The sequence below is a fragment of the Phenylobacterium sp. genome, from assembly GCF_036495085.1.
Lineage (GTDB): Bacteria > Pseudomonadota > Alphaproteobacteria > Caulobacterales > Caulobacteraceae > Phenylobacterium.
This window is the reverse complement of record NZ_DASXNL010000187.1, coordinates 18,671-36,111: the sequence shown is the minus strand read 5'-3', so window position 1 is coordinate 36,111 and position 17,441 is coordinate 18,671. Positions and strand designations below refer to the sequence as shown.

General features: G+C 67.2%; 17 protein-coding genes. 11 read left to right on the top strand and 6 right to left on the bottom strand.

What is annotated here, in order from left to right; genetic code table 11:
• Positions 1-28 precede the first annotated feature (28 nt).
• Both VGI62_RS21215 and VGI62_RS21210 read left to right on the top strand, forming a co-directional pair.
• Positions 29-367 (top strand): PadR family transcriptional regulator, encoded by a 339-nt coding sequence (locus VGI62_RS21215; protein WP_331506573.1) that lies wholly within the window; start codon positions 29-31, stop codon positions 365-367.
• Positions 367-1,332: a hypothetical protein gene (locus tag VGI62_RS21210; protein WP_331506572.1), complete on the top strand. Its 966-nt coding sequence runs from the start codon at positions 367-369 to the stop codon at positions 1,330-1,332. The genes VGI62_RS21215 and VGI62_RS21210 overlap by 1 nt, the downstream gene beginning before the upstream one ends.
• A gap of 30 nt (positions 1,333-1,362) precedes the next feature.
• Here VGI62_RS21210 and VGI62_RS21205 read toward each other — a convergent pair whose 3' ends face one another.
• Positions 1,363-1,557 carry a hypothetical protein gene (locus VGI62_RS21205; RefSeq protein ID WP_331506571.1) on the bottom strand — a complete coding sequence of 65 codons (195 nt, stop codon included), beginning with the start codon at positions 1,555-1,557 and terminating at the stop codon, positions 1,363-1,365.
• Positions 1,558-1,952: 395 nt separating this feature from the next.
• Here VGI62_RS21205 and VGI62_RS21200 point away from each other — a divergent pair, with 395 nt between their 5' ends.
• On the top strand, positions 1,953-2,897 hold the full coding sequence (locus VGI62_RS21200; RefSeq protein ID WP_331506570.1) for a cell wall hydrolase: 945 nt from the start codon (positions 1,953-1,955) through the stop codon (positions 2,895-2,897).
• 44 nt (positions 2,898-2,941) lie between these two features.
• Here VGI62_RS21200 and VGI62_RS21195 read toward each other — a convergent pair whose 3' ends face one another.
• The gene (locus VGI62_RS21195; RefSeq protein ID WP_331506569.1) at positions 2,942-3,883 is read right to left on the bottom strand and encodes a GlxA family transcriptional regulator; all 942 of its coding nucleotides are present in this window, start codon (positions 3,881-3,883) and stop codon (positions 2,942-2,944) included.
• Positions 3,884-3,963: 80 nt separating this feature from the next.
• Here VGI62_RS21195 and VGI62_RS21190 point away from each other — a divergent pair, with 80 nt between their 5' ends.
• The 6 genes from VGI62_RS21190 (at position 3,964) to VGI62_RS21165 (ending at position 10,599) form a co-directional block, all read left to right on the top strand.
• A complete protein-coding gene (locus VGI62_RS21190) occupies positions 3,964-4,662 on the top strand; it encodes a DJ-1/PfpI family protein (protein ID WP_331506568.1) in 699 nt (232 codons plus the stop codon).
• A 12-nt stretch (positions 4,663-4,674) separates the two neighbouring features.
• On the top strand, positions 4,675-5,259 hold the full coding sequence (locus VGI62_RS21185; protein WP_331506567.1) for an AAA family ATPase: 585 nt from the start codon (positions 4,675-4,677) through the stop codon (positions 5,257-5,259).
• A 79-nt stretch (positions 5,260-5,338) separates the two neighbouring features.
• The gene (locus tag VGI62_RS21180; protein WP_331506566.1) at positions 5,339-6,289 is read left to right on the top strand and encodes an aldo/keto reductase family protein; all 951 of its coding nucleotides are present in this window, start codon (positions 5,339-5,341) and stop codon (positions 6,287-6,289) included.
• A 197-nt stretch (positions 6,290-6,486) separates the two neighbouring features.
• A complete protein-coding gene (locus tag VGI62_RS21175) occupies positions 6,487-8,241 on the top strand; it encodes a c-type cytochrome (RefSeq protein ID WP_331506565.1) in 1,755 nt (584 codons plus the stop codon).
• A gap of 59 nt (positions 8,242-8,300) precedes the next feature.
• A complete protein-coding gene (locus tag VGI62_RS21170; protein ID WP_331506564.1) occupies positions 8,301-8,948 on the top strand; it encodes a YbhB/YbcL family Raf kinase inhibitor-like protein in 648 nt (215 codons plus the stop codon).
• Between the two features lie 46 nt (positions 8,949-8,994).
• The gene (locus VGI62_RS21165; protein WP_331506563.1) at positions 8,995-10,599 is read left to right on the top strand and encodes an MDR family MFS transporter; all 1,605 of its coding nucleotides are present in this window, start codon (positions 8,995-8,997) and stop codon (positions 10,597-10,599) included.
• A gap of 11 nt (positions 10,600-10,610) precedes the next feature.
• On the opposite strand, the gene VGI62_RS21160 is transcribed toward VGI62_RS21165, so the two are convergent.
• On the bottom strand, positions 10,611-12,068 hold the full coding sequence (locus VGI62_RS21160) for a coniferyl aldehyde dehydrogenase (RefSeq protein ID WP_331506562.1): 1,458 nt from the start codon (positions 12,066-12,068) through the stop codon (positions 10,611-10,613).
• 179 nt (positions 12,069-12,247) lie between these two features.
• Here VGI62_RS21160 and VGI62_RS21155 point away from each other — a divergent pair, with 179 nt between their 5' ends.
• Together VGI62_RS21155 and VGI62_RS21150 are read left to right on the top strand one after the other, a co-directional pair.
• Complete coding sequence (locus VGI62_RS21155) at positions 12,248-12,604, top strand: UrcA family protein (protein ID WP_331506561.1); 357 nt, start codon at positions 12,248-12,250, stop codon at positions 12,602-12,604.
• Between the two features lie 92 nt (positions 12,605-12,696).
• Positions 12,697-13,842 carry a GlxA family transcriptional regulator gene (locus VGI62_RS21150; protein WP_331506559.1) on the top strand — a complete coding sequence of 382 codons (1,146 nt, stop codon included), beginning with the start codon at positions 12,697-12,699 and terminating at the stop codon, positions 13,840-13,842.
• 7 nt (positions 13,843-13,849) lie between these two features.
• On the opposite strand, the gene nadC is transcribed toward VGI62_RS21150, so the two are convergent.
• Genes nadC through nadA form a run of 3 tightly spaced genes read right to left on the bottom strand, consistent with a single transcriptional unit; the run spans position 13,850 to position 17,303 of the window.
• On the bottom strand, positions 13,850-14,695 hold the full coding sequence (gene nadC, locus VGI62_RS21145; protein ID WP_331506558.1) for a carboxylating nicotinate-nucleotide diphosphorylase: 846 nt from the start codon (positions 14,693-14,695) through the stop codon (positions 13,850-13,852).
• Positions 14,692-16,218 (bottom strand): L-aspartate oxidase, encoded by a 1,527-nt coding sequence (locus VGI62_RS21140; RefSeq protein ID WP_331506557.1) that lies wholly within the window; start codon positions 16,216-16,218, stop codon positions 14,692-14,694. The genes nadC and VGI62_RS21140 overlap by 4 nt, the downstream gene beginning before the upstream one ends.
• On the bottom strand, positions 16,218-17,303 hold the full coding sequence (gene nadA / locus VGI62_RS21135) for a quinolinate synthase NadA (RefSeq protein ID WP_331506556.1): 1,086 nt from the start codon (positions 17,301-17,303) through the stop codon (positions 16,218-16,220). The genes VGI62_RS21140 and nadA overlap by 1 nt, the downstream gene beginning before the upstream one ends.
• Positions 17,304-17,441 lie beyond the last annotated feature (138 nt).

Below are 17,441 nucleotides of genomic sequence, written 5' to 3'. Positions count from 1 at the left end.
GTGTGGCATACAGTATATGGCGCACAGCATGCCAGAAACCGATATCTTCGAATCTCTTCGGCTGGAGCTGCGCCGCGGCTCCCTGATCCTGGCGGTGCTCGGCCATCTGCGGCGTGAGCACTACGGCTACACCCTTCGCAAGGCGCTCTCGGAGGCCGGCGTCGAGATCGACGAAGGCGCGCTTTACCCCATGCTTCGGCGTCTGGAGACCCAGGGACTGCTGACCAGCGAGTGGCGCGAGGAGGAGAAGCGCAACAAGCGCTTCTACCGCCTTTCTGACGAGGGTGTCGGGGTGCTGGCGCGCCTGGCTGAGGAGTGGCGTTCGCTCAACGCCTCCGTGACCGACATCCTGAAAGGAAACTCCTGATGGACCTCATCGAACGCTATTTGGCGGCTGTTGGCCGGCAGCTGCCGGCCCGGCAGGCCGGCGACATCCAGGCCGAGCTGCGCGACGTGCTGATGACCCGCTGCGAGGAGCAGGAAGAACGCCTCGGCCGTCCGCTCACCCAGGCCGAAGTCGAGGCGATGCTCGTTGACTACGGCCACCCCCTGGTGGTCGCCGGGCGCTACCGAAAAATCCAGTACCTGCTGGGACCAGAGATCTTCCCGTTCTGGTGGGCGGCGCTCAAGGCGACGCTCGGCGCCACCGCCGGCGTCTTTCTGGTGCTGTGGGTGTTGGGTATCGCCGCCCAAAGCCCTGCGCAGGACTTCCACCGGTTCATACCCTCGCTGTGGTCGGCGCTCTGCATAGCCTTCACGGCCGTGACCCTGACCGCCATGGTCGTCGAACGCTACGTCTCGCCGCGCGTCCTGCAGAAGTGGCGGCCCTCAAGGCTTCCGCCTCCGCACCGCCGGGGCCCGTCGCCCTTCAACCGGATCACGGAGATCGGCATGGGCGTGATCTTTATCCTCTGGTGGCTGGGCGTGATCCACTTTCGCAACTGGGTCACATTTCCTTACTTCGTGCGTGTCGATCTGGCGCCGGTGTGGACCGAGTACAAGTGGTGGATCTTGGCCTACATGCTGGCGGAGATCTGCGCGAACCTCATCGCCCTGGCCCGGCCCGCCGCGCTGCGGCTGAACGGCTGGCTCGGGATCGCCCGCCACCTCTTCGGCGCCGCGATTCTGTGGCGTGTGCTGCAGGCGCGCCACTGGCTCGACGTGGGCGTCTCGACGATTCCAGCGCCTGCGCTCGCCATCGTCCGGCGAAACTTCGACCAGGGAATGTACGCCGGCATAGTCGCCACCATCGCCTTCATGTTGGCGCGAGCGGTGCTGGCGGGTTGGCGGATGTGGCGTGATACGCCGCGCCCCGAGCAGGCGGCGGTCTAGAGGGGCGGGGCCCCGGCGCCAGGGGTCAGGCTACTTGGGCGGGGGGTTTTCCTGGACATGGCCGGCCACCGCGCCGGCTGCGCCGCCCACCGCCGCGCCGACCGGGCCGGCGACCACAGCGCCGCCGACCGCCCCTGCGGCGGCCTTCTGTTCGGTGGTGGTGTTGCAGGCGGCGAGACCCGCCAGGGTCCCCAGCGCCCCGAGCAAACTCAGCGTCTTGCGCATCGTTGTTCTCCAAGCGGGAACAAGGTCGGCGAGACAAACGAAACGGCAGCGCCTCGGTTCCCGGAACAGTTGAAAGCTAGGTCGTGGTCCGCGCGCCGTATCCAGGCTGGCGTTAAGGTTAATAATTCCCCTGACGCTTGTATTTGCATGCTGCGACGCAATGTATCCTTGCCAGTCCCGCTGAATTTGTTCATACAGCCTTCACCATTTGCCGTCGTCCGCCCCTCTATCGAGTCCGGGGTTGGACCCAGCCAGCGATCACTGCCAGCACGAGCAGGGGCGATCGCGGCGACAATGTCGGGGGGCAGTTCGCCCTCGCCGTGTAGGACACGTTTATTTTGACATATGGAACGCAGGCGCGCGCCGATCGGCGCGGGCTGTTGAGCGCCGCTTTGATGGGTTCCAGCGTCGGTCTGGGCCTTGGCGTAACTTACCTGGCGGCCGGCATGGTGCACTTCGCCTCCGACCACTTCCGGGCCGAACGGATCGCGCAAGCAGCTTCCGGCAGCTTCTCGGAATCCATGTTGCAGCGCGAAGCCGATCGCATGGATCCAGCCGCCCTCCATTTGGCTCGCGCGCACGATTTGGTTAATGCCCAACCGACCCCTGCGGCCCCCTCGGCCGGCGAGACCTTGCCCACGCCGGGGGACAGCCGCATACCCGCTGGCCGCGCTGCCTCGGCGCTGGAAGGCGCGCGCGAGCTCGACTGCCTGACCTCGGCCGTCTATTTCGAAGCCCGTGGCGAGAGCCCGCGCGGGCAGGCCGCCGTTGCTCAGGTGGTGATGAACCGGGTGGCGAACCCGTCATTCCCGAAGAGCGTCTGCGCTGTCGTTTTCCAGGGCGCCGCGACCCATGGCTGCCAGTTCAGCTTCGCCTGTGACGGCTCGATGCGCCACGGCCGCGAGGCCGAAGCCTGGGACCGTGCGCGCCACGTGGCCCAGCGCGCGCTCTCCGGCATGGTGCTGGCCGAAGTCGGCCGCGCCACCCACTTCCATACCACGGCCGTGTCGCCGGACTGGGGTCCGCAGATGCTGCGCGTCGCCCAGGTCGGCCTGCACATCTTTTACCGTTGCGACCCTCACGCTCCGACGGCCCCACCGCGCGAGCGGGCTGTGTTCGTTAGCCTGCCCATGAGCCCGGCCTCGAATATCCGCCTGGCGACGGCGGTGCTTGAAAAGACCGCCGACGTGACCACGGCGGCCGCCAACGGGCTGACGGCGCAAGCCTCTTCGCCCGCCCCGGAGGCGCGAGCGACCAAGCCCTCCGAACCGGCGTTCAGCCTGAGCAAGAGTTCCGATTCCACCGTGTCAGCCGGGTCCAGCGACACGGCCGCCTCCTGAAGCAGGCGGAAACGCCCGCCGGCCAGAGGAGCAGCCGAAGAGGGCTAGGCTCGCGCGGCCCGGCGCAGGGCCTGGGGAGGCTGGCCGAATGCGCGCAGGAAGGCGCGTCGCATTCGCTCCGGGTCACGGAATCCCGCCGCCTCGGCCACGCGGTCGATCGGCTCATAGCCGGCCTCGACCCGCACTCGCGCCGCCTCCAGGCGCAGGCGTTCGACGGCCTTTGCCGGGGTGACTCCGGTCTCGGCGGTGAAGGCGCGGGCAAAGTGGCGCGGGCTCATCGCCGCCTGGTCGGCGAGGCGTTCGACGCCTAACGGTTCGGCGAGGCGCTCGCGCATCCAGTCCATGAGGGCCGAGAACCGGCCATGGGCGCCTCCCATGTCGAGGAGGGCGGAGAACTGGGACTGGCCGCCCGGGCGCCTTTGGTGCACCACCAGCTGCTGGGCGGTCCTGCGCGCGATCTCCCCGCCGAGATCGTCCTCGATCAGCGCCAGCGCCAGGTCGATCCCTGCGCTGATCCCCGCTGAGGTCCAGACATTGTCCTGCCGCACGAAGATCCTGTCGGGCTCGAGCCGCACCGTGGGGAAACGGCGCGAAAAGTCGTCCGATCGGCTCCAGTGGGTTGTCGCGCGCCTGCCGTCCAGCAAGCCTGCTTCGGCAAGGAGATAGGCGCCGGAACAGACGCTGGCGGTCCGTCGGACGCCCGCTGCGCGGCGCCGCAGCCACTCGATCGTGGGCGCCAGGTCGGCAAGTCGCCGCGTCCCGTTTCCGCCGGCGACCAGCAAGGTGTCATAGGCTGCTTCATCGAGCGGGCAGGCCATGATCCGCACGCCGGAGGAACTTTTCACCTCGCCGCCGCCCGCAGCCAGCACCTCCAGCGAGTAGCTGCCCGGTGCGATGCGGCCGGCGATTTCCAAGGCCGCAATCGGTCCCGCTGCGTCGAGTATCTGAAAGTCCGGGAAGATCACGATGCCGATCTTGCGGGTCATGGCAGGTTCCGAGGGAAAATTGTCGTTTCGGCCAGACGCTAGTCCACCGATCATGTGGCGGTCAAATCACGGAGGCCCCCATGGCCCAGCCCGACAGCAAGCTCCAGATCGTCATTCCTCTCTTTGAGAATGTGACTCATCTCGACTTCACGGCCCCGCACCAGGTGCTGAGCCGGGCGCCTCAGGCCCAGGTGGTCGTGGCCTCGATCGGTGGCCGTGACATCGCCGCAGAGGGCCTGGTGTTCGCAGGCCTTCAGGACCTCGCCAGGATCGAGCGGTGCGATCTGCTCTGCGTGCCCGGCGGCCTTGGCGCGACCGACGCGATCGAAGACGAGGCCTTCATGCACGAAATCCGTCGGCTGGGATCGGGCGCGAAATACCTGACTTCGGTTTGCACCGGCTCACTGGTTCTAGGCGCGGCGGGCTTCCTGACCGGACGGCGCGCTGCATGCCACTGGGCGTGGCGTGAGCTGCTGGAGCCCTTCGGCGCAATTGTCGACACCCGCCGAGTGGCGCGCGACGGGAACATCATCACCGGCGGCGGCGTCACCGCGGGCCTCGATTTCGCATTCACAGTCCTGGCCGAGATTGCGGGCGAGGAGTTCGCCCAGACGGTGCAGCTCGGGCTGGAATACGCCCCCGACCCGCCGTTCGACGCCGGCCGACCGGAGCTTGCGCCACCGCAGGTGCTGGAAGCCTACAACCGCCGGCTCGGCCCGTTGGTGGCCTCCCGCCGAGCCGCAGTGGCGCAAGCCGCGCGGCGCCTGCTGCCTGCCTGACGATAGGAAGCCATGGAGCCGGCGGCTATGCTTGGCGCCATGGCCGCTCGTCGCATCGTGATCGTCTCCGGCCCGCCCGGCGCCGGGAAAAGCACCATAGCCCGGCTCCTGGCGGAGGGTTCTGACGAGCCGCGCGCCGTCCATCTGCACACAGACGACTTCTTCGCCTACATCCGCAAGGGGTTCGTCAAACCCTGGCTGGCGCAGTCGCAGAGCCAGAATATCGTGGTCATGCAAGCCCTTGCCCAGGCCGCCGCGACCTATGCGCAAGGCGGCTACGAAGTGCTCGTCGACGGCATCGTCGGGCCTTGGTTCTTTGACCCCTGGCTCGCCGTAGCCCGCGAGCGCGACCTGGACCTTCGCTACATCCTCCTGATGCCTGATGAAGCGACGGCCGTCGCCCGGGCGGCCGCGCGCCGGGCGCCAGGCGCAATGACCGACCCCGAGGTCGTCCGCACCATGTGGCGCAACTTTCAGACCTTCGCCTCGCCGCCCGAGCACGTCCTCGACACCACCGGGCAAGCCGTCCGCGACACCCTTGCGATGGTCCGCGAGCAACTGGATGCAGGCCGACTTGCGCTTAGGCCGATGATCTGACCGCGACGCGCGCGCTGACTGGCCTATGCTGGCCAGATTGTCGCATCGTCCGTCATTCGAAATCCTGGAATTTGAAACCATGAAGTACCGCAAACTTGGCGCCAGCGACCTCGAGGTTTCCGAAATCTCCCTGGGTTCGTGGCTGACCTTCGGGGTCGGCGTGCAGGCCGAGGCGGCGCGCGCCTGCCTCGATCGGGCCTTCGACCTCGGCATCAACTTCATCGATACCGCCAATGTCTATGGCCGCGGGGCGGCTGAGAGCGTGCTGGGCGAGATGCTGAGCACCCGGGCGCGCGACAGCTACGTCCTGGCGACCAAGGTCTGGGGCCAGATGAGCGACACCGACCAGGGCCTGTCGCGCGTGCAGATCCTCAAGCAGATGGACGCGTCGCTGAAGCGCCTGAGGACCGACTTTGTCGATCTCTACCAGTGCCACCGCTACGACCCGAACACGCCACTGGAAGAGACTATGGAGGCGTTGAGCGAGGTGGTTCGCGCCGGCAAAGCCCGCTGGATCGGTTTTTCCGAGTGGTCGCCGGACCAGATCGAGGCGGCCTTCGCCATCCCGGGCGTCGAGCGCTTCGTCTCCAGCCAGCCGCAGTACTCGCTGCTTTTCCGTAGGCCTGAAAAAAAGGTGATCCCGATCTCTGCCGCCAACCATGTCTCCCAGATCGTCTGGTCGCCGCTGGCCCAGGGCGTGCTGTCAGGCAAGTACCGTCCAGGCGCACCGCCGCCTTCGGACTCCCGCGCCGCCAGCGATTCCATGAGTTCGCCGATCCAGTCATGGCTGTCGCGCGCCGTCTTGGAGGCCGTCCAGAAGCTCAAGCCCCTCGCCGAGGAGGCGGGCTGTTCGCTTTCGCAGTTCTCGCTCGCCTGGGTGCTGCGAGAACCTAATGTCGCCTCCGCCATCGTCGGCGCGAGCCGTCCCGAACAACTCGACGAGAACGCTGCGGCGTCCGGCCTGAAGGTCGACCCCGCACTCTTCGCCAAGGCCGAGGCGATCGTGGCCGAGGTCCGGGCCGCCGCCTGACTGAGCGGCAGTTTTCTGGAAGGGACGGTCGGTGCGGGTGAAGACGAATGGCGGCGCCCGCGGGGGGGCGTCAGGACTGGCGATGGACGGTGCGCCGCTTCATAGAACGAACCGCGGCGCGGCGGGTCTTTCAGGGCGGACTGCGAAGCGATAGGTAGTTGAGCTACATAACGACAAAAGAGCAGGGGGTTGAGCGCATGAGCCATGGAGCAGGCGAACGGAACTGGAGACTGCGGCCAGTCGCTATCGGCCTGGGGGCTGCGGCGCTGATGGCCGCCGGCGCCACGCTTGCCGTCCAGGCCCAGCCCAAGGCGCCGATGGCCAAGGCGGGCGCCTGCGCCGGCGGCGATACCGGCATCACCCTGCCGCCTGGGTTCTGCGCGACGGTGTTTGCGGACAACCTGGGCAACACGCGCCACCTTGCCGTCGCCGCCGATGGCGCCGTCTACGCCAACAGCTGGAACGGCTCGTCCTACTTCCCGCGCAGCGCCGCGCCCCCCGACGGGTTCCTCATCGCGCTGCAGGACACCAACAAGGACGGCAAGGCCGACAAGGTCACCCATTTCGGACTGACCCCTGCCGAAGGGTCGAAGGGCGGCACCGGAATCGGGCTCTACAAGGGCGCCGTCTATGCCGAGATGAACGATAAGATCGTCCGCTACGCATTACCGGCGGGCGGCGTTGTCCCCGCCGGCAAGCCACAGGTGGTGGTGGCGGGCATGCCGCTCGGCGGCGACCACCCGATGCATCCCTTCGTGATCAACGCAAAGGGCCAGTTGTTCGTGGACATGGGGACGGCGACCAACAGCTGTCAGCCCAGGAACCGGGTGGCCGGCGTTCCAGGCAATGACCCGTGCTCGGAGCTGACCACCCGCGGTGGGACCTGGCTCTATTCCGCCGACAAGGTCGACCAGGCCTTCTCGCCGGCCGAACGCTACGCGACCGGCATCCGCAACGGCATGGGCCTGTCCTTCGACACCTCCGGCCGGCTTTACGCCACTCAGCATGGGCGCGACCAACTGCTTCAGAACTGGGGCAAACTCTACACGGATGCGAAGGTGGCCACGGAGCTCCCCGCCGAGGAGCTGTTGCTGGTCAGGCAGGGTGGCGATTACGGCTGGCCCTTCTGCTATTACGACAACTTCCAGAAGAAGCTGGTGCTGGCCCCCGAGTACGGCGGCGACGGCGGCAAGGCCCAGGGCGTCTGCGCCCAGAAGCAGGCTCCCGTCGCGGCCTTCCCGGCCCACTGGGCGCCCAACGACCTGAAAATCTACAATGCCAAGGCCTTCCCGGCCGCCTACCAGGGTGGCGCGTTTATCGCTTTCCACGGTTCCTGGAACCGTGCGCCGGCCGCGCAGGACGGTTTCAACGTCGTCTTCCAGCCGCTGAAGGACGGCAAGGCCAGCGGGAACTACGTGGTCTTCGCCGACGGCTTCGCCGGCCCCAACAAGGCCTCCGGCAAAGCGATCTTCCGGCCCACCGGCCTGGCGGTCGGCCCAGACGGTGCTCTCTACATCTCCGATGACGTGAAGGGCCGCATCTGGAAGGTGACCTATCAAGGGCCGGCAGGCGCTCCGATCGCCGCTGCGCCGGCGCCCACCAATGTGGCCGAAGCGCCCAGCACTTCATCGGCTCCCACCCTGCCCACGCCCCCCGGCGCCACGGCCGAGCAGGTCGCCAAGGGCATGGGACTCTTCACGGGCGGTTCTTGCGCGGCCTGCCACGGCCAGGACGCTTCGGGCGGGGCCATCGGGCCGAACCTGACCACCGGCAGCCCGCTCTGGACCGATGGCAGCCTGGCCCAGATCACCGATGTCATCAGCAAAGGCGTGCCCGCACCCAAACAATATCGCAGCCCGATGCCGCCGATGGGAGGCGCCCAGCTTGCGCCCGACGACCTCGCGGCGATCTCGGCCTACGTCTGGGCGGTCGGCCACAAGGCCAAACCATAAACAAGAATGGGTCAGCGGATCCCGCTTCAAACGGGACCGCTTTTGGGAGGAACTCGCCGATGAATTCGCCAATCCGCGCGGTGGCGCTCTCAGCGCTGCTGGGGCTCGCCGCCATGCCTGCCTTCGCCCAGGTCGCACGCGCCACCCCGGGCCAGCCCGAAGCGCGCACCGCGCTCGATCTCATGCCCGCCAAGGCCAGGCTCACCGTCACCACGCCGGCCTTCAAGGATGGGGGCGACATCCCCTTCGAGAACACCCAGTACCGCAGCAACACTTTTCCGGGCCTCAGCTGGTCCAAGGGGCCGGCGGGGACCAAATCCTATGTTCTGATCATGCAGGACAACGATCTTCTGGTGCGCGGCGCGCCGGTTCTGCACTGGACGATGTTCAACATCCCGGCCCACGTGACCAAGCTCGATGTCGGTATGACAACACCGCCGGCCGGCTCCAGCTACGGCCCAAACTACATGGGCGCGGCCAAGCCCTATACTGGCCCGCGCACGCCGCCGGGCCCGAAGGACCACTACCATTTCGAGATCTTCGCGCTCGACACCACGGTTCCGGATGCCGCCGCCAACAGCTATGAGGCCCTGACTACGGCCATGGCCGGCCACGTGCTGGCGAGCGGCGAAGTCGTGGGTCTTGGCGAGAAGGATCCCAATGCGCCACCGCCGGCGCCGCGGCCTGCTGCGCCCCCGTCCAAATAAGGCTAAAGCCACCCCCCGACGACAAAGGGGGGAGCTTCGCGTTCGTATGGCTGAATTCACGGATCTGGAGAAAAGGGTCACGCTCTGGGGCGTGGCCATCGTCTTCCTGTTGTCGGCGCTGGACCAGACCATCGTCGCCACGGCGATGCCGCGGATCATCGCCGAGCTGAACGGCTTGGCGCTCTACTCCTGGGTGACCACCGCCTACCTGCTGTCGTCCACGGTGATGGTGCCGATCTGGGGGAAGCTGGGTGACCTCTACGGCCGCAAGCCGGTGCTGCTGGCGGGTATCACCATCTTCCTGGCGGGTTCGTGGCTCTCAGGCCTCTCCGGAGAGTTCGGTGACCTGCCGCTGATCGGTAGCGGTATGGTGCAACTGATCGTCTTCAGAGCCGTCCAGGGGATCGGCGGCGGGGCGCTCTTCACCACGGCTTTCGCCATCATCGGCGACCTCTACCCACCGCGCGAGCGGGGCAAGATCGGCGGCATGTTCGGGGCGGTCTTTGGCCTCTCCAGCACGCTTGGCCCGTTGATCGGCGGCTACTTTACCGACCACGGCACGGTGACGCTGGCGGGCCACCTGGTGGCCGGTTGGCGCTGGGTCTTCTACCTGAACCTGCCGCTGTCGCTGCTCTCGCTCTTCATGATCATCGTGAAGATGCCGAAGATGTCCCATCAGGCGAAGGGCAGGATCGACTTTGTGGGCGCGGCCCTGATCATCGCCACGGTCGTGCCGCTGCTGCTCGCGCTCACCTTTGGCGGCCACGAGTATCCCTGGACGTCGGCCATGGTGCTGGGCCTCTTCGCAGGCTCGGCCCTGGGCCTCGTGCTCTACGTCTTCGCAGAACGCTTCGCGGCGGATCCGATCCTGCCGCTCGAGCTTTTCAAGAACCGCGTCTTCACGACCGCCAACCTGGCAGGCTTCCTGGTCTCCATGTCGTTCATGAGCACCGTGGCGTTCCTGCCGCTCTTCCAGCAACTCGGCCAGGGGGTCGCCGCCACCACCAGCGGGCTTTCGCAGCTACCGTTGATGGCGGGTCTCTTTACCTCGTCGATCCTCTGTGGACGGATGGTCAGCCGGACGGGCAAGTACAAGGCCTTCATGATCGGCGGCATCGTCGTGACCTTCGCCGGCATATGGTTGCTCAGCCGCATGCACGCCGAGACCACCCGCCTCGACCTCGCCTGGCGCATGCTGGTGCTGGGAATTGGCCTTGGCCCGGGACAAAGCCTGTTCAGCATCGCTATCCAGAACGCCATGCCTGTCGAGCGTCTAGGGGTGGTCACCTCGTCCAGTCAGTTCTTCCGGCAGATCGGCTCAACCATGGGAGTCGCGATCTTCGGCACCTTCCTGACGGCCCATCTCAACGCCGGCCTTGGCAGGATCATGCCGGGCGTGGACGTGGGCAAGCTCAGGGCCATGGGCGGGGCGGCCCACGCGGGCGCCGCGCCGGTGCTGCCACACTTCATCAAGGACATCATTTCCCACGCCATCACCGGGGTCTTCGCCCTCGGTCTCTATGTCGTGGCGGCCGCTCTGCTGGTCACGCTCTTCGTCCCGCGGCTGCCCTTGCGCGACAGGAGCCCGATGGGCGCACAGGCCTCGGACAAGGACAACGAGACCGTCATCCCCGCCGAGGCGCACCTTTAGGCCAAAGGTCCCTACGGCTTCAGCTGGGCGGCGAGGAATTTCTTCACGCCCTCACCGTATGGCGGACGAAGCGCCTTCATGGGCCCAAGGTCCTTCTTGAGCTGATGATAGATAGACTTGCGGTGGCTGAATTCGCGGAAGCCGTCGACGCCATGATAGCTGCCCATGCCTGAAGGCCCGACGCCGCCGAACGGCAGGTCCTCCATGGCCACGTGAAAGATCACGTCGTTGACAGTCGCCCCGCCGGAGGTCGTCTTCGAAAGAACCTTCGCCTCCTCGGCGGCGTCATTGCCGAAGTAGTAGAGGCCGAGGGGCCGGTCGTGGGCGTTGACGTAGCCGATGGCCTCGTCGACCGAGCCGTAGGTCATCACCGGCAGCACCGGACCGAAGATCTCTTCCTGCATCACCTTCATGTCATCTGTGGGATTGATGATCAGGGTGGGCGGGATCTTGCGATGTTCCTGCTGGCTGAAGTCCTCGCCGGCGGGATTGATCTCCACGATCTCGGCGCCTTTGGCGCGGGCGTCCTCCACATAGCCCTTGATGCGCTCGTAGTGCCGCTCGGCGATCACGGAGGTGTAGTCCGGATTGTCCTTGATGGTCGGAAACATCGAGGCGACGGCGGAAGTGGCCTCCTTGACGAAGGCGCCCACCATGTCATGCGGAGCCAGCACGTAGTCGGGCGCAAGGCAGATCTGCCCGGCGTTGAGCGTCTTGCCGGCCATGATGCGGCCCGCGCTCGTCGCGTAGTCGGCGCTGCGGCCAAGGATCACCGGACTCTTTCCGCCAAGCTCGAGCGTCACGGGCACGAGGTTCGCCGCCGCGGCCTTCATGACGTGCCGGGCGATCGAAGTCGCTCCCGTGAACACGAGGTGGTCGAACGGGAGCTCCGAGAAGGCCTGACCGACATCCGGTCCACCCGGAAAGACCGCGATCTCCTCCTCGCCAAAGGCTTCCGAGAACATCTTCGCCATCAGGTCGGACGTGGCCGGGGTATATTCCGAGGGTTTGATCATCACCCGGTTGCCCGCCGCCAGCACACCGGCAAGCGGGGCGAAGGTCAGGTTCACGGGGAAGTTCCAGGGGCTGATAATCCCGACGACGCCCTTCGGCTGGAAGCGGATCTCCGCCTTTGCGCCGAGCATGCCGAGCAGCGCCGGGCTCGTCTTTCGCCTCTCCGGCCTCATCCAGGTCTTCAGGTTCGCCTTGGCGTGCTTCAGGGGCCCGACCGAGGCGCCGATGTCAGTGATGCCGCTCACGGCCGGGGCGCGGGACCCGAAGTCCTGCGTCAGGGCCTTAACGATAGCCTGGTCGTGCTTGATCAGGAGGCCGATGGCGCGGTCCAGTCGCCCGACCCGCACTTCGGCGCTCGGGGCGCCGTCCGCGATGTTGGCCGCCTTCTGGCGGCGCAGCACTTCGGCCATCCTTTGAAGTTCGCCAGTATTCTCGATCTTCGTCGCCGTACTCATGGTGGTTCTCCCCTGTGGCGGGCAACGTGGACCGGCCAATAGTCTTCGACAAGCTCGCCGAGACGGCGAAATCACACCCAACAGCCGCGATTGACCTTGCAGGTTGTCTCGATAGCCGCTCCCCGCTCGACGTTCGACTGGGCAGGTTCTCCTCCACGTAAGTTCAGAGGAGAAACGCTATGAGGTTCACCGCCATTGCATTTGTCGCCGCCGGTCTCAGCACTGGCGCGGCGAGCGCGCACACACCCTATCGCGCCGGCGACGACGGCAGCGTTCGCCACGTTGTCGTGCGCTACTCGGAGCTGGATCTGACGCACGAGGAAGGCGCCAGGGTCCTGCTTGGGCGAATCCACCAGGCCGCGCGCACCGTGTGCGGGCCCGAGCCCAGCGGGCTCAGCATTGACGAATATCAACGCTACACAGCCTGCATCAACGAAAGCACCGAGACGACCGTGCAACGGGTCCATGCCCCCATGGTGAGCGCAATCTACGCCAGCACGCCCAAGCCCCGGCTCTACGCCGAGCGCGCGCGATAGGAACAATCACCCCCGTTGGTTGTCCGTATCGCCTCTTCATCGCAGGCGGCCGGCGGGGCAGTTTCGCCGGCCACTGTTATGGGATCAGCGTTATGAGAGCATTTGCGACGGATTGCGAGAATTCGGCGGCAGAGTTGCTGGACCGTGATGACTGGAGGGGCGCCGGCCAGCAGCGGGCCTTCGCGCCTCCGTCGCCAGGGGCGAAGGACCTCGCCGGCCGGGGCCTGCGCGAGGCCGGGATCCTCGATGTGACGGTGTTGCTTTTCGACGATGGCCTTTCATCGACGGCGCTCCTGCCGGTCGAGATCTTTTTTGCCGCCGGCGCGCTGTGGAACAACCTGCATGGCCGCCCCGCCGAGCCTGCGTTCCGGGTCACCACCGCCTCGCTCGACGGACGAGCCGTGCGCAATCCGCAGGGCCTTTTGATCCAGCCGGAAACCTCGATCGAGGCAATCGAGCGGACCGACATCATCATTGTGCCGACCTCGGGGATGGAGCTGGACGTCAAGCTCGTGGAACACAGCGCCCTCCTGCCATGGCTGCGCCGTCACTACGCGGCCGGCGCCTACGTGGCTGGGGTTTGCATGGGCGCGGCCTACCTCGCCGAGGCCGGCCTGCTGGACGGTCGTATGGCCACGACCCATTGGGCGCTGGCGGGTGACTTTGCGCGTCGCTACCCGCGCGTGAACTGGCGCTCGGACCTCTTCGTCACCGAAGATCAGCGCGTGCTCTGCAGCGGCGGCGTCTATGCTTCCATCGACCTCAGCCTCTATCTGGTGGAGAAGCTCTGCTGCCATGAGATCGCAGTCCAGTGCGCTCGCGCGCTGCTCCTGCCCCGGCCGCGGATCCACCAGTCCGGCTACGCGATGCTGCCCCTCTCGCCGCCACACGGCGACGAGCGCATTCGGGCAGTTGAGACCTTCCTGCAAAAGAACTTCCGGGAGGACGTCTCTGTCGGGACCCTGGCCAAGAAGGCCGCCCTGGGCGCACGCACCCTGGCGCGTCGTTTCAAGGCGGCGACGGGACGTCACCCGTCTGCCTACCTGCAAGCCGTGCGGATCGAGACCGCAAAGGCCATGCTAGAGCAGGACACCGCCCCGATCCAATCGGTGAGTTGCGCGGTCGGGTACGACGACGTCGCCTTCTTCCGCAGCCTCTTCAAGCGCAACACCGGAATGACGCCGGCGGAGTATCGTGCGCAGTTTGCTCCGCTCAGCGTGCGAGTGGAGGCGGCCTGACCCGACGTCAGTCCGCGTCCAGGCCGATGTCCAGCACACCGGCCGAGTGGGTGAGGGCGCCGACGCTGATCACGTCCACGCCGGTCGCAGCGATGGCGCGGACGGTCTCGAGGCTGACGCCGCCCGAGGCTTCGAGGACCGCGCGGCCGGCCGCGCGGCGCACGGCCTCGCTCAGGTCATCCACGCTGAAATTGTCCAGCATGACGACGTCGGGGCCATATTTCAGCGCTTCTTCGAGCTGATCCAGGCGGTCGATTTCCACCTCCACCTTCGTAAGGTGACCGGCCGCCGCCTTGGCGCGGCGCACGGCCTCGCCGACCGAGCCACAGGCGGCGATGTGGTTGTCCTTGATCAGGATCGCATCATCCAGCCCAAAGCGATGGTTCGTCCCCCCGCCACAACGCACGGCGTATTTCTCGAGCGTACGCAGCCCTGGCGTGGTCTTGCGAGTGTCGACGATCACGGCCCCGGTCCCCTCGACCGCGTCGACATAGGCCCGGGTCAAGGTCGCGACGCCGGAGAGGCGGCCCATCAGGTTGAGGCCGGTGCGTTCGGCGGTGAGCAGGGCGCGGGCGTTGGCGTCCACCCAAGCAAGCTTCGCGCCTGCCCCGACCCGGTCTGCGTCCTCAACGACGGCCTTGAAGTCGGCGGATGGATCCAGCTCAGCGATCGCCAGCCGCGCGCAGGCGATGCCCGCAACCACGCCGGGCTTGCGCGCCACGAAGACAGCCCGCAGCCGGGCGTCGGCGGGAATACAGGCCTGGGAGGTGACGTCTCCTGCGCGCCCAAGGTCTTCGTCAAGCGCCGCGCGCACGACGGGCGCGATCAGCAAATCCGGCAGGGGCTCGGTCATTCGGCGGCGTGTTTCCAGGCGTTGGCGGAGATCAGGTCGCGCCACCGGACAAACGTGCGCCGGGGGGGTGCATCGGAGGTCGTGGCGTCGGCGCGGAAATGGGCGCCACGGCTCTCGGCGCGCACGAGCGCACAAGCCGCCACCAGCCTGGCGGCCGCCAGCGAAGCGGAACGCCCGTGCAGGGCCTCCAGGGCGTCGATTTCATCCAATAGCCGGGCGAGCCCGTCGGCCGAACGCACAACGCCGGCGTCACGGCTCATGGCGTTGCGCAGGGCCGCAAGCGCCGGCTTGGGCAGGCTGGGGGCCACCAGGCGGACCAGCCGCTCGGTTTCGCCGCCCGCCTCGCCGGCCGCCGCGCGCCCGGCGCGAGCGCCGAACACCGCAGCCTCCAAAAGGGAGTTCGAGGCCAGGCGGTTCGCGCCGTGTACGCCGCTCGAGGCGCACTCGCCCGCGGCGTAGAGACCGGCAAGCGAGGTCCTGCCATCGGCGTCAGTCGCGATGCCGCCCATGTGGTAGTGGCAGGCTGGCGCCACCGGGATCGGCTGGTTGCGCGGATCGATACCGCCGGCCATGCAGGCGGCGAAGACGGCAGGGAATTCCGTTGGAAAGTGCGCGCCCACCGCCGACCGCGCGTCCAGGAAGGCGCCGCGCCCGGCCTCGCGCTCGGCGTGGATGGCGCGGGCCACCACATCACGCGGAGCGAGCTCGGCGTCGGGATGATAGCGCGACATGAAACGCTCGCCATCGGTCCCGACCAGCACGGCGCCTTCGCCACGTAGGGCCTCGGTGGCTAGTGGCGCGGGATCGCGGCCGATGTCGATGGCTGTTGGGTGGAACTGCACGAATTCCGGATCGGAGATCACGGCGCCTGCCAGGGCCGCGAGCCCAAGGCCTTCGCCCGTCAGTTCCGGCGGGGTGGTGGTGACAGCATAGAGCCCGCCTACGCCGCCGGTGGCCAGGATGGTGGCCGGCGCAATGATCTCCACCAGCGCGCCCTTGTGCTCGGCTACGACGCCCTGCACCCGCCCCGAGGCGTCCTGCAGCAGGCCGCGAAGCCGGTGACCTGCCCATACGGCGACGTGCGGCGAGGCCAATACGGCCACCGCGACGGCCTGCATGATCGCAGCCCCTGCCTGGTCGCCTTTCACCCGCGCGACGCGGGGCCGCGAGTGGGCCGCCTCGAGGCTTTGGGCGAAGGCGCCGTCGCCTGTCCGGTCAAATGGGGCGCCGAGGCTCGCCAGCGCGCCGACTGCCGCCGGGCCTTCCTCGGTCAGGATACGCGCCATGGCCGGGTCGACGAGGCCCGCGCCGGCAGTGATCGTGTCCGCCGCGTGCGCCTCGGCGCTGTCGCCGTCGGAAAGCGCCGCGGCCATGCCGCCCTGCGCCCAGGCTGAGGAGCAGCCGTGGTTCAGCGGCGCATCGGTCAGCACCAGCACCTTGCGCGGCGCCGCGGCCAGGGCCGCCGACAGGCCTGCCAGGCCTGCGCCCACCACAAGCACCCCGTCATGGGTGATGCGGCGCATCAGATCAGCTCCACGTCGACGTGATGGCGGGCTTTGACAAGGTCGTAGCGGGCCGGCTTCGCCGGTGGCGGCAGGTCGACCATCCGCTGGACCGCCAGCCGCGCGCGCTCGGCGACATCGGCATCGACCGTCACTTCGTGGCGCCCGTGCAGCAGGGCCTCGTAGATATTGGCGAGCGTGATGCGCTGCATGTGCGGACACAGCACGCAAGGCCGGACGAACTCGGTGTCGGGCGCATCGGCCGCGACGTTGTCCGCCATCGAGCACTCGGTGATCAGCACGACGCGCTTGGGCTTTCGGGTGATGACGTAGTCGTTCATCGCCGCCGTCGAGCCGCTGAAGTCGGAGACCTCCAGCACCTCGGCCGGGCACTCGGGGTGGGCCAGCACCTCGGCGTCCGGGTAGGCCTGGCGGATCTCCAGGATGTCGGCGGCGGTGAAGCGCTCGTGCACCTCGCAGCGGCCCTTCCAGGCGATGATCTTGATGTCCGTCTGCCGCGCCACATTGCGGGCCAGGAACTCGTCGGGGATCAGGATCACCCGGTCGACACCCCACATCCGCGCGGCTTCCTCGACCACCTGCACAGCGTTGGCGCTGGTGCAGCAGATGTCGGTCTCGGCCTTAACCTCGGCGGTGGTGTTGACGTAGGTGACCACCGGCAGGCCGGGATAACGCTGCTTGATGAGCCGTACGTCGGCGCCGGTGATCGAAGCGGCCAGCGAGCATCCGGCCCGCAGGTCGGGGATCAGGACGGTCTTGTCGGGCGACAGGATTTTGGACGTCTCGGCCATGAAGTGAACGCCGGCTTGCACGATCACCTTGGCCTTCGAACGGGCCGCTTCCTTGGCCAGGCCCAGGCTGTCGCCGACATAGTCGCCAACCCCGTGGAAAATCTCCGACGTCATGTAGTTGTGCGCCAGGATGACCGCGTCCTTCTCAGCCTTAAGTTGGTTGATCGCTGCGATCAGCGGGGCCTGGGCGCGCCACTCCATAGGCGTTACGTGGCGCCGGACCTTCTCCCACACCGGAGCGGTCTGCGCCTCAACCTCGGCGGTGAATGCGAACTGGAAACCATCGGCGGCCATTCCAAGCTCCTTATGCTCAAAATGAGCATTACTTCGGCCTAAAAAGACGCCAGGCGAGGCTGTCCCCCTGGCGTTTCCCGCTCTTATGCTCAGTTCGAGCAAAAGCACTGGACCACATATAGCGCGATCGCGGACTTG